Here is a 14,440-nt window from a genome sequence, read left to right on the forward strand (position 1 = left end):
TCAGCGCCGCCCGGTCGGACGGCCGAACCGCGACGGCGTGCCGAAGCGCGAGGCGATCTTCGCCCCGGTCGGCTTGGGCGGCGGCGGGGGAGGGGGCGGCGGCGGGGTCTCGCCGCGCGGCACGCCGCCGCCCGACGCCATCTCCGCCAGATCCTTGACCAGCTTCTGCACGCTGCGCACGCGGGCCTGCGGATCGGGCCATTCGCGGACATAGACCAGCTTGTGGTCGGGCCGCAGCTTCATCAGCGTCAGGTGTTGGGCGATGTAGGTCAGCAGCTTGGCGGGCTCGGCATAGAAATTGTCGTGGAAGGCCAGCACCAGCCCCTTCGGCCCGGCATCGACCCGGTCGATGTTGGCCTGCTTGCACCAGCGCTTGACGGTGACGACGTCCAGCAGGTTCTCCACCTCCTCCGGCAGCTTGCCGAAGCGGTCGATCAGCTCGGCGGCGAAGCCGTCCACCTCGGCCCGGTCGACCAGATCGGCGATGCGGCGGTAGAGCGACAGCCGCACCGTCAGGTCGGGGACGTAGCTTTCCGGGATCAGCACCGGGGTGCCCAGGTTGATCTGCGGCACCCACTCCTGCGCCGCCGCGGCGGCGACCGCCCCCTCCTGCATCGAGGCCCGCGCGCTGGCGACCGCCTCCTCCAGCATCTGCTGGTACAGCTCGACGCCGACCTCGCGCACCTGGCCCGACTGCTCCTCGCCCAGCAGGTTGCCGGCGCCTCGGATGTCCATGTCGTGGCTGGCGAGCTGGAAGCCGGCGCCCAGGCTGTCCAGCGTCTCGATGACGTGCAGGCGCTGCTGGGCAGTGGAACTCAGCGGCTTGTTCGGCGCATAGGTCAGATAGGCATAGCCGCGCTTCTTCGACCGGCCGACGCGCCCGCGGATCTGGTAGAGCTGAGCCAGCCCGAACAGGTCGGCGCGGTGGACGATCAGCGTGTTGGCGTTGGGAATGTCCAGGCCGCTTTCGATGATGTTGGTGGCGAGCAGCACCTCGAACTTGCCCTCGTCGAAGGCGGTCATCACGTCTTCCAGCTCGCTGGCCGGCATCTGGCCGTGGGCGGTGACGACCTTGACCTCGGGCACCAGCTCGCGCACCCGCTCGGCCACCTTCGCCAGATCCTCCACCCGCGGGCAGACATAGAAGCTCTGGCCGCCGCGGTAATGCTCGCGCAGGATCGCCTCGCGGATCACCACCGGGTCATAGGGCAGGACGAAGGTGCGCACCGCCAGACGGTCCACCGGCGGGGTGGCGATCAGCGACAGCTCGCGCACGCCGGACAGCGCCATCTGGAGCGTGCGCGGAATCGGCGTGGCGGTCAGCGTCAGCACATGGATGTCGGCGCGCAGCTCCTTCAGCCGCTCCTTCTGCTTCACGCCGAAATGCTGCTCCTCGTCGACGATGACCATGCCGAGCCGCTTGAAGTCGAGGCCCTTGGCGAGCAGGGCATGGGTGCCGACGACGATGTCGGCCGTGCCCTCCGCCAGCTCCTTCTTGACCAGAGTTTGTTCGCGCGCGGTGACCATGCGCGACAGCTGCACGACGCGCACCGGCAGCCCGTTGAACCGGGTCGAGAAGGTGCGGAAATGCTGGCGGGCGAGCAGGGTGGTCGGCACGACGACGGCGACCTGCTTGCCGCTCATCGCCACCATGAAGGCGGCGCGCAGAGCCACCTCGGTCTTGCCGAAGCCGACGTCGCCGCAGACCAGCCGGTCCATCGGCCGGCCGCTGCCGAGGTCGGTGAAGATGTCCTCGATGGCCTTCAGCTGGTCGTCGGTCTCGGGGTAGGGGAAGCGGGCGGCGAACTCCTGATAGACGCCCTCCGGCGTCAAAACCGGATCGGCCTTCTTCAGCATGCGCTCGGCCGCGATCTTCAGCAGCGCCTCCGCCATGTCCTTCAGGCGCTTCTTGACCCTGGCCTTGCGGCCCTGCCAACCGGCGCCGCCCAGCTTGTCGAGCTGGACATTGGCGTCCTCCGAGCCGTAGCGCGACAGCACCTCGATGTTCTCGACCGGGACATAGAGCTTGTCGCCGCCCTCATAGACCAGGCGCAGGCAGTCGTGCGGCGCGCCGGTGACCTCCAGCGTCTCCAGCCCATCGTAGCGGCCGATGCCGTGGTCCATATGGACGACGATGTCGCCCTCATGTAGGGCCGAATGCTCGGCGATGAAGTTGGCGGCCTTGCGCTTCTTCTTGGCCGGGCGGACCAGACGGTCGCCGAGGATGTCCTGCTCGGTGATGACGGCGAGGTCGGCGGAGGTGAAGCCATGCTCCATCCCCAGCACGATGGTGCCGATGATGCCGCGGTCGAAGCGGCGGACATCCTCCATGCTCTCCGCCGGTTCCAGGCCGGGGATGCCGTGGTCGGCCAGCACGTTGGACAGGCGGTCGCGCGACCCGGCGGAATATCCCGCGATCAGCACGCGGCGCCCGTCGGCGCGCAAGCTGCGGATATGGTCCTTCACCGCGTCGAAGACATTCACGTCGGGGCGGTTGCGCTCCTCGGCGAAGTCATGGCCGCGCTTGCCGCCGGCGTCCACCGTCCCCTTGATGCCGGGGGGCGTCGAGAAGATCTGGAGCTGCGCCACCGCGCGTTCCGCCAGCAGCGCGTCCCAGCCGGTGGCGTCGATGAACATCGAGGCGACCGGCACCGGCTTGTAGACCGGGGAGCCCGCCCGCTTCTCGATGGTCATCATGCCGTCGCGCGAGGCGTGGAAATCCACCACCTGGGCGATGCGGGCGTCGCGCGCCTCGTTGGCCTGATGGTCCAGGCCGACGATGCCGCGCGGCAGATAGTCCAGCACCGTGTCCATGCTCTCGTGGAACAGCGGCAGCCAATGCTCCATCCCGCCATAGCTGCGCCCGGCGGAGATCGCCTCGTAGAGCGGATCGTCGTCGGTCACCGCCCCGAACAGCTCGCGGTAGCCGGAGCGGAAGCGGGCGATCCCGGCCTCGTCGAGGAAGACCTCCGACATCGGCTTCAGCTCGACGCTGTCCCGCTTGTCGGTGGTGCGCTGGGTCATCGGATCGAAGGCGCGCACGCCCTCCAGCTCGTCGCCGAACAGGTCGAGGCGCAACGGCTCTTCCGTGCCGGGCGGAAACAGGTCGACGATGCCGCCGCGCACGGCGAACTCGCCGGGCTCCCGCACCGTCTGCGCGCGGGTGTAGCCGTTGCCGGCGAGGTAGCGCTGCAGCTTCTCCAGGTCGATCCGGTCGCGCAGCTTGGCGGAGAACACCGCATTCCTGAAGGCGCTGCGCGGCGGCACCTTCTGCACCACGGCGTTGACCGTGGTCAGCACGATCAGCGGCGCCAGGCCGTCGCGGTTCGCCGCCGCGTCGCGCCGGGCGATCAGGCGGGTCAGCGTGTCGATGCGCCGGGCGACGATGCCGCCGTTCGGCGACACCCGGTCATAGGGCAGGCAGTCCCAGGCCGGGAAGGTCAGCACCTCCAGCTTCGGCGCGAAGAAGGCCAGCGCCTCCGCCAGCAGGGCGCAGCGCGTGTCATCCAGCGCCACATGCAGCAGGCCGTAGCCGCCGGCCTTCTGCGCCAGCTCCGCCAGGATGCGGGCGTCATGACCCTCGGGCGCGCCGCCGATCAGGAGTCGGCCGGCGCGGCCGGGCTGGAGATCGTAACTGACCAAAGGAGGATGCCTCGGAGATGGGAAGTGCGTGTCGGGGAGCCTTGACCGGGCTCCGTCAGGAGCCTTGACGTGGTGTGTAACGGAACGCCGTCAACAGGCGCATCACGTCAGTGTCATGCTCCGCCGGGACCGGCTCGCGCCCCGACATCCAGTCGTAGAGGTCGGGATCGCCAAGCTCCAGCAGCGCCTCGAAGCGGTCGAGCATGGCGTGGTCGAAGTCGCCGACATGGGCGTCGGCGAAGCTGCCCATCAGCAGGTCCATCTCGCGCGTGCCGCGGTGCCAGGAGCGGAAGCGCAGCCGCTTGCGCCGGTTTTCGATCGATTTCGGCCTTCTCGGGAGCCGGTGCGGTACCGTTTTCGGTCATTGCAGTCCAACGTCGAAAGCCCCCAGCGCCACCAGCGGCGAAGGGGGGAACCATTCAGGAACCCCATCCTGCACGGGCCGGCGTGGCGATGCAACATTCCCCGCCCGTCTTGACCCTGCCGTCTTGACTGGGCATGCCGCCTGTCCTATCTGCGGTCAGGCCCGCGGGGACGACCCCGCCGATTTGCAGAGGCCAACCGGGTGGGGACGACCCCGCCATTCCAGGACGGAGGGTACCGTCATGGCGTGGGTCACGCTGTTCTTCGCCGGTCTTTTTGAAATCGGTTGGGCCGTCGGCCTGAAATACACCGAAGGCTTCACCCGTCTGGTCCCCAGCGTGCTGACCGCCGCGGCGATGCTGGCAAGCATCCTGCTGCTGGGGGCGGCGCTCAAGACGCTGCCGCTCGGCACCGCCTATGCGGTGTGGACGGGCATCGGCACGGTCGGCACCGCCCTGCTCGGCATGATGCTGTTCGGCGAACCCGCCGGCGCGCTGCGTCTGCTGTGCATCGCAGCAATCGTCGGCGGGATCGTCGGGCTGAAAGTCCTGCATGGGTGAGGGGGCAGCCCCCTCACAGCGCCTCCGCCCGGCAGGTCAGCCCCAGCGTTTCCGCGGTGTTGGCCACCGCCGACAGGCAGACCTCCGCCCGCTCCGGCGGGATCGAGACCGAGAAGCGCAGGACATAGCGCTCGCCGGCGCGGTCGGGCAAGGTCTGCGCGTCCAGCCGCACGATGTTGGCGTCGAACTGGGTGAAGATCTCCGACAGGCGGGCGACGAGGCCGGGCTGGTCGCCGCCCGACACCTCGACGCGGTGGGTGACCATCGCCTGCGGGCCCGGCTGGGGATCGAAGGCGAAGGGGGTGACCTTCACCTCGGCGCCGGCCAGGACGCTCAGGGACGACAGGCTGGCCTGGACCTCCGCCACCGTCAGGCCGGCGGGCAGTTCACAGACGGCGGAGAACTCGGCCCCCGTGCCGAGCGAGGCGAAGGTGGCGTCGCGCAGGTTGATGCCCTGGTCGAACAGGTGGCTGGTGATGCCGGACACCAGCCCGACCCGGTCGGGGCAGAAGGTGGAAACCAGGGCCAGCCCAGCGGTCGATTCCGTCGCCATCGCACATCTCCCGTTTTGATCTTGTTCTCGAGGGGCACGGGTTCGGCCGTGCCGTCCGGAAGGGCGATCATCGAAGCGGGGTGCCGGGAACGCCAGCACAAAATGGCGCTCAGAAACCGAACAGGCGGCGGGTCGCGGCGCTGATGGTGTGAAGCTCCGCCGCCAGCGCCGGGTCGGCGTCGTCGACATAATGCGAGGCGAGCAGGCCGAAATTCAGCTCGTCGGCGTGGTCGAGCCGCTCGGCCCCATCCCGCGCCGCCCCGTCTACATAGTCAAGCTGGCGCTGGATGCTGGCCAGCCAGCTGCTGTCCGGTTCCCGCCGCGCCAGCACGGCAACCCCGGCCTGGGCCTGCGCGATGCGGCGGCGCAGTTCGTCGGTGGTGGCGATGTCGGACATGGCGGGGCTCCGGGTGCGATGGAAGGGGTTGCGATTGCGGCGGGGCGTTACTGTACCAGACCGCCGCTGGTGACGCCGGCCTTCACGCTGTTCGGCACCACGACCTGGGCGCAGCCGCCCGCCGTCTGCACGCTGGTGCCGGGGGTGGTCCAGCTGTCGACGATGGGGGCGGCAACCGACTTCAGCCCCTGGCCGGCGGGCAGGACCGCCTTGTACTCGGCCCGGCCGGCGCCGGAGATTCCGAGGCAGTCGGGCGTCGCCGTCACCACGGGCGAGAAGAAGTTGCCGAAGCGGACGCTGTCATAGCCGGTGCGGACATACTGGTACCAGCCGGTGCCGGCGGCGACGTCGATCACCTCCAGCGGCTTGGAGAAATCGATTCCCTTGGAATCGTCGGCATAGCGGGCGGAGGTGAGATCGGTGGAGGCGTAGAAATAGCTCGCCACCACGACGCGGGCGTTCAGCTGGTCGGCGCTGGCGCCCGGGGCCTTGGCGGCGGCCGCCTGTTCAACGGTCGGGGCGGTCTGGGCATGGCCGGGAAGGGTCGCGGCCAGCGCCAGCCCGAAAGCGAGCGTCGCGGCCTTTAAAATTCTCGAAAACGAATGCATGTGTGATCGTCCAATCCGGGAAGTTGAAAAACTCCTGATTGACGATACCAATGCAATCGGCGGCTCCAAGCCCGAAATACGAAAAGGGCCGGACCGCAGAAGCGATCCGGCCCTTCATCGAGGCTCGGAAAATGTCAGACGCCGCAGCGTCAGGCGGCGGTGCCGCCGACCGTCAGGCCTTCCAGCTTCAGCGTCGGCTGGCCGACGCCGACCGGCACGCCCTGGCCGTCCTTGCCGCAGGTGCCGACACCGGGGTCGAGCCGGCTGTCGTTGCCGATCATCGACACGCGGGTCAGGCTGTCCGGGCCGTTGCCGATCAGGGTGGCGCCCTTCACCGCCGGACCCAGCTTGCCGTCCTCGATCAGGTAGGCTTCGCTGGCCGAGAAGACGAACTTGCCGTTGGTGATGTCCACCTGGCCGCCGCCGAAATTCTTGGCGTAGATGCCCTTCTTGACCGAGGCGATGATCTCGTCCGGGCTGTGGTTGCCGTTGCGCATCACCGTGTTGGTCATGCGCGGCATCGGGTTGTAGGCGAAGCTCTGGCGCCGGCCGTTGCCGGTCGGGCGCATGCCCATCAGGCGGGCGTTCATGCGGTCCTGCATGAAGCCGACCAGGATGCCGTCCTCGATCAGCGTGGTGCACTGGCCGGGCGTGCCCTCGTCGTCGACGCTGATCGAGCCGCGCGAGTTCTCGATGGTGCCGTCATCGACGATGGTGACGCCGGGCGCGGCGATGCGCTGGCCCAGCAGGCCGGAGAAGGCCGAGGTCTTCTTGCGGTTGAAATCGCCCTCCAGCCCGTGGCCGATGGCCTCGTGCAGCAGGATGCCGGGCCAGCCGCTGCCCAGCACCACCGTCATCTCGCCGGCCGGGGCGGGGACCGAGGACAAATTGACCAGAGCCTGCCGCAGCGCCTCGTCGACGAAGCCGCGCCAGGTCTCCGGCTGGATGTAGTGTTCGTAGGTGACGCGGCCGCCGCCGCCATAGCCGCCGGTCTCCATCCGGTCGCCCTCGGCCACCACGACCGAGACGTTCAGGCGGACCAGCGGGCGCAGGTCGGCGACACGCACGCCGTCGGCGCGCATGATCTGCACCGCCTGCCATTCGCCGCTGATCGAGCAGCTGACCTGCCGGACGCGCTCGTCCTTGGCGCGGGCATAGGCGTCGATGTCGGCCAGCAGCTTCACCTTCTCCGCGAAGGGGACGAGGTGCAGGGGGTTGTCGGGGATGTAGAGCGCGCGGTTGGTGCCGGCCGGCGGCTCGGCCAGAGTGCCGGCGTGGCCGGCCTGCACGGCGCGCACGGTGGCGGCTGCGCGGCGGATCGCCTCTTCCGACAGGTTGCTGGCATGGGCGTAGCCGGTTGCCTCGCCGGCGATGGCGCGCAGGCCGAAGCCCTGGGTGGTGTCGAAGCTGGCGGATTTCAGCTTCCCATCGTCCCAGCCCAGCGACTCGCTCTGGGCGTATTCAAGATAAAGCTCCCCATCGTCGGCACTGTGCAGGGCGTCCTGCACGACGCCTTCCACGCGGGCGCGGTCCATGCCGGCGCGGTTGAAGAAGAGATCGTCGGTGACGGCAAGCGCGCTCATGAAAACTCCGAACCTGTGATGGGGCGGAACCCGGCCTGCCCGGCCCGCGGGGAGTAGCGGCCTTGTTCCATGGTAGGACACAGTGTCATAGCGGGCGATCTCGCGCCGCACCGTACGATGTGTTCTAACGGACAGACTATAGTGTGGCGACGCTGGCGCGATCCGGCAAGTTCGCCGATGCCCGATTGTGTAACCTGTCGGCGGACGGGCCAGGGAAGACCAGGGGATGGCCACGGAACGGCCAAGCGGGGGCGGTGCTGGGATGGCGGAGGGGATCATGACCGACGGTGCGGCGCGGACGACAGCCGATACCCTGAACCGCGCCGGGCCCGGTGGCTCCGGTGCGTCCATCTCCGGCCTGCGCCCGCTGCGCGATCATCCGCTGCGCCAGACGCTCACCAACGAGGTGCATGCCCGCCCGCCGGAGGCGCTGGCCGCCCCGGTGCGCGCCACCATGCTGGCGATGCTGTCGGGCGAAGGGGCGGCGGAGGCCGACCGCCGGCATCTGGAGGCGCTGTGCGACTGGGCCGGCGTTGTCCGTCCGCCGCAGGGCGCCACCCACCACAGCGCCTCCTTCGGCAGCTTCCACCTGAAGTGGGAACGCCATACCGAATTCTCGACCTGGACGGTCTTCCGTCCCAGCGCCATGCCGGCCGGCTCCGTCGTCGATCCCTTCGTCGATCCGGCGCTGCACGCCCTGCCGCGCGACTGGCTGGCCGGGCTGCCGGGCGAACTGCTGGTCGGCATCCATGTCGCCGTGCTCGATCCCGACACGCCCGAACCCTCGGCGAACATGATGGCGGCGATGTTCGGCTCCGAAAGCTATGTCGGCTCGCGAATTGCCGGCCGGTCGGCCACCGCCTGGACCGACTTCCGCATCCATGGCGACGGCTTCTCCCGCATGCTGGTCGCCGACCATTCGATGACGCCGCGCCAGACCGGCCGCGTCGTCCAGCGCCTGCTGGAGATCGAGACCTACCGCGTGCTGGCCCTGCTGGCCCTGCCGATGGCGCGCGGCGTGCTGCCCCGCATCGGCCCGATCGAGGCCGGGCTGGCCGAGGTCACCACCCGCATCGCCAGCCTGCGCGGCCTTCAGGACGAGCGCGACCTGCTCGACCGCCTGACCCTGCTGGCGGCGCAGACCGAGCAGATCGCCGCCGAGACCGCCTACCGATTCGGCGCCGCCCGCGCCTATCACGAGCTGGTGGAGCGGCGAATTGAGGAGCTGCGCGAGATCCGGATCGAGGGGTTGCAGACCGTCCAGGAGTTCATGGACCGCCGCCTGACCCCGGCGATCCGCACCTGCGAGGCGGTGGAGGAGCGGCTCGATTCGCTGTCGCAGCGCGTCGCGCGAGCCAGCACGCTGCTGCGCACCCGCGTCGAGATTGCGGTGGAAGGGCAGAATGCCGAGCTGCTCCAGTCGATGGACCGCCGCGCGCAGTTGCAGCTTCGCCTGCAGGAAACGGTCGAGGGGCTGTCGGTGGTGGCGATCAGCTACTACCTCGTCGGCATCGTCGGCTATGCGGCCAAGGGCTTGAAAGGCTTCGGCCTCAAGATCGACCCCGACCTGCTGGTCGGGCTGATGATCCCCATCGTCATCGCCTTCGTCTGGTCGGGTGTCAGGCGGATTTCGCAAGGTGCTGGTCGGCGGGCATTGACCGGCGCGGTTGCCGCCCTGTCCGATCTGAATTGAAGGTGCCGCAAACCCTCCCTAGCCGGGCGGGGAAGGGTAGGGGCGCCGTCTATCACCTTCGCGCATCTGGCGGGACGCCCGGACCTTGCCCATCCTCAACTCCTGAGTCGCGCACCGCCGCCGCAACAATCCTGCGCGCCAGGGCTTGAGCGCTGGCATTCATGTCCCGAAGCCAATCCCGAGAAAATCAGCTGGTCCAACGGACTGCGGCGGAATGCCGCATGGCATGCCCCCTGTTTCCGCTCAACCTTTGTTCCCACGGCTCATCTGAATGTGAGGAAAAGTCTATGCAGTCGATGGGGCAATCGGTGGGCGAGAGGAAAGGCTTGTAACCCAGCGGGGCACGGGGATAAGCTCCGGCTGCGGGTATATGTCGCGCTAAGATGGCGTGATCCCTGCATAAACTGACGTTCGCTGATAAGCCCAACCATGGACCGCGCGAACAGAAACCGGTCCGGATCAACAGGGCGGAGGGAGCGTCGGCGGGAGAGACGACCGCGGGCCATGACGAGCGTCGCGGCTAAGAAGGGGTTGGGGATGAGAAGGCAAAGCCTGTACGCCGCCGGCCTGGCGGCGGTCCTGTCGATGGTGGGCGGCTGGAGCAGTGCCGCCCTGGCGAACGAGCCGCGACCGTGGGAAATGGGCATGCAGCCCTCCGCCTCGCCGGTCAAACACCTGATGACCTCGTTCAACGACCTGCTGACCGTCGTCATCACGCTGATCGTGATCTTCGTCGCGGGGCTGATGGCCTACTGCGTCGTCCGGTTCAACGCGAAGAGGAACCCGGTTCCGTCCAAGACCTCGCACCACACGCTGCTCGAGGTCGCCTGGACCGTGGTCCCGGTCATCATCCTGATCGTGATCGCCGTTCCGTCCTTCAAGCTGCTCTACGCGGCGGAACGCATCCCGCAGGCCGACATGACCATCAAGGTGATCGGCCACCAGTGGTACTGGGATTACGAATATCCCGACCACGGCAACATCACCTTCTCCAGCTACATGATCGCCGATGCCGACCTGAAGCCGGGCCAGAAGCGCCTGCTGGAGGTCGACAACCGAGTGGTCGTTCCGGTGAACACCACCATCCGCGTGCTGGTGACGGCCGGCGACGTGATCCATTCCTGGGCGGTTCCCGCCTTCGGCCTGAAGAAGGACGGCGTGCCCGGCCGCATCAACGAGACCTGGTTCAAGGCCGAGCGCGAAGGCGTCTATTACGGCCAGTGCTCCGAGATCTGCGGCACCAACCACGGCTTCATGCCGATCGCGGTTGAGGCCGTGTCTCGGGAAGCGTTCGACGCCTGGGTCGCCAAGGCCAAGACGGCCTACGCTCCTAAGGACGGTGACCGCGACGTGGCGCAGCGCCCGACCGGAACGCTGGTCGAATAAGCGGACTTCGCACAGCCCGCCACAGGGACGACGCGATAAGAAGAACCCAACCCAGCTGCCGGCGCTCCGCGACAGAGCGGAGCGGACGGCGGCCAGGGACAGCGACAAAGGGTAGAGACATGGCAAACGCCACACCGGGACATGGTGAGCATGTGGGAGACCATGGGCACGGGCATGACGATCATCACGTCCCCGGCTTCGTGCAGCGTTGGTTCTATTCGACCAACCACAAGGACATCGGCACGCTCTATCTGATCTTCTCGGTCATCGCCGGGCTGATCGGCGGCCTGTTCTCCGTCATCATGCGGGCGGAGCTTCAGTCGCCGGGGTTGCAGTTCGTCTCCGACGGCCAGATGTGGAACGTGCTGATCACGGCGCACGGCCTGATCATGGTGTTCTTCGTGGTGATGCCGGCGCTGATCGGCGGCTTCGGCAACTGGTTCGTGCCGCTCATGATCGGCGCGCCCGACATGGCCTTCCCGCGCATGAACAACATCAGCTTCTGGCTGATCGTGCCGGCCTTCCTGCTGCTGCTGGGCTCCGCCTTCGTCGGCACCGGTGCCGGCACGGGATGGACGATCTACCCGCCGCTGTCCTCGCCGCTGGGGCACAGCGGGCCGTCGGTCGACATGGCGATCTTCGCCCTGCATCTGGCCGGCGCCAGCTCGATCCTGGGCGCGGTGAACTTCATCACCACCATCTTCAACATGCGCGCCCCGGGCATGACGCTGCACAAGATGCCGCTGTTCGTCTGGGCGATGCTGGTGACGGCCTTCCTGCTGCTGCTGGCGGTGCCGGTTCTGGGCGGCGCCATCACCATGCTGCTGACCGACCGCAACTTCGGCACCACCTTCTTCAACCCCGAAGGCGGCGGCGACCCGATCCTGTTCCAGCACCTGTTCTGGTTCTTCGGCCACCCCGAAGTCTACATCATGATCCTGCCGGCCTTCGGCATCATCAGCCACATCGTGTCGACCTTCTCCAAGAAGCCGGTGTTCGGCTATCTCGGCATGGCCTACGCCATGGTCGCCATCGGCGTGGTCGGCTTCGTCGTGTGGGCGCACCACATGTACACGGTCGGTCTGGACGTCAACACCAAGGCCTACTTCACCGCCGCCACCATGATCATCGCGGTGCCGACCGGCGTGAAGATCTTCTCCTGGATCGCCACCATGTGGGGCGGCTCGATCGAGTTCCGGGTGCCGATGCTGTGGGCGCTGGGCTTCATCTTCCTGTTCACGGTCGGCGGCGTCACCGGCGTGGTGCTGGCGAACGGCGGTCTCGACAACTACATGCACGACACCTACTACGTCGTGGCGCACTTCCACTATGTGCTGTCGCTGGGTGCGGTGTTCTCGATTTTCGCCGGCTGGTACTATTGGATCGGCAAGATGTCGGGGCGGCAGTATCCGGAGTTCTGGGGCAAGGTCCATTTCTACACGACCTTCGTCGGCGTCAACCTGGTGTTCTTCCCGCAGCACTTCCTCGGCCTGTCGGGCATGCCCCGCCGCATCCCGGACTATCCGGATGCCTTCTGGGGCTGGAACATGATCTCGTCGCTGGGCGCCTACCTCTCCTTCGCCTCCACGCTGCTGTTCGTGTGGATCGCCTGGAAGACCCTGCGCAGCGGGGAGCGGGTGCCAGGCGCCTATTGGGGCCCGCAGGCCGGCACGCTGGAATGGACGGTCAGCTCGCCGCCCCCGTTCCATGCGTTCGAGACGTTGCCCCAGGTCAAGTAAGCGTGCTAACGGGCGGGCGTCGCCCAGAAGCAGGCGCCCGTCCGGGAAACAGGACCAGGCCGAGCAGCCCGAACATGGGCGCCGGTGGTGAGGGTGCCGGGGTGACGACTTTTTGTTGGAAGGCCCGGGGTTAGAAGACAAGGACATGATATGACGGACGTGACGAACGAACTGGCGCTCAACCACACAGGGGGCGCGTCGGCCGGTGACTTCATCGAGCTTCTCAAGCCGCGGGTCATGTCGCTTGTGGTCTTCACCGGGCTGGCCGGCATCGTGCTGGCGCCCGGTCACATCCACCCCTTCCTGGCATTGGTCGCCGTCCTGTGCATCGCCGTCGGCGCCGGGGCGTCGGGTGCCATCAACATGTGGTACGACCGCGACATCGACGCGGTGATGACCCGCACGGTGAAGCGTCCGATCCCGTCGGGCCGGGTCGAGCCGGCCGAGGCGCTGGGATTCGGCGTCACCCTGTCGGTGCTGTCGGTGGTGGTGATGGGGCTGGCGGTGAACTGGACCGCCTCGGCGCTGCTGGCGCTGACCATCGGCTTCTATGTTTTCGTCTACACCATGTGGCTGAAGCGCCGGACCCCGCAGAACATCGTGATCGGCGGGGCCGCCGGCGCGTTCCCGCCGATGATCGGCTGGGCCGCGGTGACCGGCAGCGTCGATTTGCCGTCGATTATGCTGTTCCTGCTGATCTTCCTGTGGACGCCGCCGCATTTCTGGGCGCTGGCCCTGTTCCGCAACGGCGACTACACCCGTGCCGGCGTGCCGATGATGCCGGTGGTGGCGGGCGAGGCGGCGACCAAGCGGCAGATGCTGCTCTACACGCTGATCCTGCTGCCGGTGGCGGCTGCGCCGTCCTTCCTCGGCATCGCCGGGCCGGTCTATCTGGCGGTTTCCGCGATCCTCGGCCTGATGTTCCTCGGCTGCGCCGTCCGCGTCCTGCGGGCCAGCGACGACAAGCCGGCCAAGAAGATGTTCGGTTTCTCGATCCTGTACCTGTTCCTGCTGTTCGCCGTGATGATGGGCGAGCGGCTTATCCTTGGAGGGTGGGCATGACGGTGATGGAACGCGATGACCTGACCGATACCCGCAACTCCGTCGAAGAGCAGCGCCGGCAGGAAGCCGCCCTGCGGGCCAAAAAGCTGCGCGGGCGCAATCTGGCCGTTCTGGCGGCTTTGCTGGCCCTGGTGGTCCTGTTCTATGCGATCACCGTGGTGCGGATGGGCGGGGCGCACTGATGATACCTCGTGACGGGATGAACGGGCGCGACGACAGCCTGCGCCGCCGCAACCGCCTCGTCCTCGGCACGCTGTTCGGGCTGGTGGCGGGGATGATCGGGCTGACCTATGCGTCGGTCCCGCTCTACAACCTGTTCTGCTCGGTCACCGGCTTCGGCGGCACCACCCAGCGGGCCGAACAGGCCGCGGCGCGTGTCGTCGGGCGCACGGTGACCGTCCGCTTCAACGCCGACACCAACTCCGCCCTTCCCTGGGGCTTCCGGCCGGAACAGAAGGATCTGGTGCTGAAGCTGGGAGAGACCGGTTTCGCCGCCTACCGGGCGGAGAATTGCGGGAAGGCGCCGACCGTCGGCACCGCCGTCTACAACGTCACGCCGGAAAAGGCGGGCGCCTATTTCAACAAGATGCAGTGCTTCTGCTTCACCGAGCAGGTTCTCGAACCTGGTCAGGTCGTGGACATGCCGGTGACCTTCTTCGTCGACCCGTCGATGGCCGACGATCCGAACATGGACGACGTGAGCACCATCACGCTGTCCTACACCTTCTTCCGCGCCAAGGACAGCGAGGCCAGGCTGGCACAGCACACGGCCGCCGCATCGACGTCCCCGGCTCCGGGGGCAAGCAAACAAAAGGCGGAGCCGGGGGCGACCGCCACAAACTGAACCATATGGG

The 14,440-nt window shown here is 67.7% G+C and carries 13 protein-coding genes; 7 read left to right on the top strand and 6 right to left on the bottom strand.

Annotated features, from left to right (window positions below):
- Both mfd and ACWPN3_RS15235 read right to left on the bottom strand, forming a co-directional pair.
- Positions 1–3,642, bottom strand: coding sequence for a transcription-repair coupling factor (gene mfd / locus ACWPN3_RS15230; RefSeq protein WP_492240366.1), 3,642 nt, complete (start codon positions 3,640–3,642; stop codon positions 1–3).
- Positions 3,643–3,697: 55 nt separating this feature from the next.
- Positions 3,698–3,904 carry an FAD assembly factor SdhE gene (locus ACWPN3_RS15235; RefSeq protein WP_492261547.1) on the bottom strand — a complete coding sequence of 69 codons (207 nt, stop codon included), beginning with the start codon at positions 3,902–3,904 and terminating at the stop codon, positions 3,698–3,700.
- A 343-nt stretch (positions 3,905–4,247) separates the two neighbouring features.
- Between ACWPN3_RS15235 and sugE the strand changes: the two genes are divergently transcribed.
- A complete protein-coding gene (sugE, locus tag ACWPN3_RS15240) occupies positions 4,248–4,565 on the top strand; it encodes a quaternary ammonium compound efflux SMR transporter SugE (protein ID WP_098740076.1) in 318 nt (105 codons plus the stop codon).
- Between the two features lie 13 nt (positions 4,566–4,578).
- Here the strand turns inward: sugE and ACWPN3_RS15245 are convergent, their stop codons facing one another.
- The 4 genes from ACWPN3_RS15245 to tldD all read right to left on the bottom strand — a co-directional run bounded on the left by ACWPN3_RS15245 (position 4,579) and on the right by tldD (position 7,706).
- Positions 4,579–5,118 (bottom strand): glycine cleavage system transcriptional repressor, encoded by a 540-nt coding sequence (locus tag ACWPN3_RS15245; protein ID WP_492240368.1) that lies wholly within the window; start codon positions 5,116–5,118, stop codon positions 4,579–4,581.
- 109 nt (positions 5,119–5,227) lie between these two features.
- Positions 5,228–5,515, bottom strand: a complete 288-nt coding sequence (locus tag ACWPN3_RS15250; protein ID WP_492240369.1) for an immunity protein Tsi6 family protein — start codon at positions 5,513–5,515, stop codon at positions 5,228–5,230.
- A gap of 47 nt (positions 5,516–5,562) precedes the next feature.
- Entirely contained in the window at positions 5,563–6,123 is a 561-nt protein-coding gene (locus ACWPN3_RS15255) for a polymorphic toxin type 46 domain-containing protein (RefSeq protein ID WP_492240370.1), read from the bottom strand.
- Between the two features lie 149 nt (positions 6,124–6,272).
- The gene (gene tldD, locus ACWPN3_RS15260; RefSeq protein WP_109449469.1) at positions 6,273–7,706 is read right to left on the bottom strand and encodes a metalloprotease TldD; all 1,434 of its coding nucleotides are present in this window, start codon (positions 7,704–7,706) and stop codon (positions 6,273–6,275) included.
- A 277-nt stretch (positions 7,707–7,983) separates the two neighbouring features.
- Between tldD and ACWPN3_RS15265 the strand changes: the two genes are divergently transcribed.
- The 6 genes from ACWPN3_RS15265 to ACWPN3_RS15290 all read left to right on the top strand — a co-directional run bounded on the left by ACWPN3_RS15265 (position 7,984) and on the right by ACWPN3_RS15290 (position 14,430).
- Positions 7,984–9,399, top strand: a complete 1,416-nt coding sequence (locus ACWPN3_RS15265; RefSeq protein WP_492261548.1) for a DUF3422 family protein — start codon at positions 7,984–7,986, stop codon at positions 9,397–9,399.
- Positions 9,400–9,936: 537 nt separating this feature from the next.
- Positions 9,937–10,785, top strand: a complete 849-nt coding sequence (gene coxB / locus ACWPN3_RS15270) for a cytochrome c oxidase subunit II (RefSeq protein WP_109449467.1) — start codon at positions 9,937–9,939, stop codon at positions 10,783–10,785.
- Between the two features lie 119 nt (positions 10,786–10,904).
- Positions 10,905–12,524, top strand: a complete 1,620-nt coding sequence (ctaD, locus tag ACWPN3_RS15275; protein ID WP_098740070.1) for a cytochrome c oxidase subunit I — start codon at positions 10,905–10,907, stop codon at positions 12,522–12,524.
- 150 nt (positions 12,525–12,674) lie between these two features.
- Positions 12,675–13,586, top strand: coding sequence for a heme o synthase (gene cyoE / locus ACWPN3_RS15280; protein ID WP_492240372.1), 912 nt, complete (start codon positions 12,675–12,677; stop codon positions 13,584–13,586).
- Positions 13,583–13,768 (top strand): cytochrome c oxidase system small membrane protein, encoded by a 186-nt coding sequence (locus ACWPN3_RS15285; protein ID WP_109051101.1) that lies wholly within the window; start codon positions 13,583–13,585, stop codon positions 13,766–13,768. Before cyoE ends, ACWPN3_RS15285 begins: the two co-directional genes overlap by 4 nt.
- The gene (locus ACWPN3_RS15290; protein ID WP_492261549.1) at positions 13,768–14,430 is read left to right on the top strand and encodes a cytochrome c oxidase assembly protein; all 663 of its coding nucleotides are present in this window, start codon (positions 13,768–13,770) and stop codon (positions 14,428–14,430) included. The genes ACWPN3_RS15285 and ACWPN3_RS15290 overlap by 1 nt, the downstream gene beginning before the upstream one ends.
- Positions 14,431–14,440: the final 10 nt, after the last annotated feature.

This window comes from Azospirillum sp. UENF 111221, assembly GCF_058780625.1.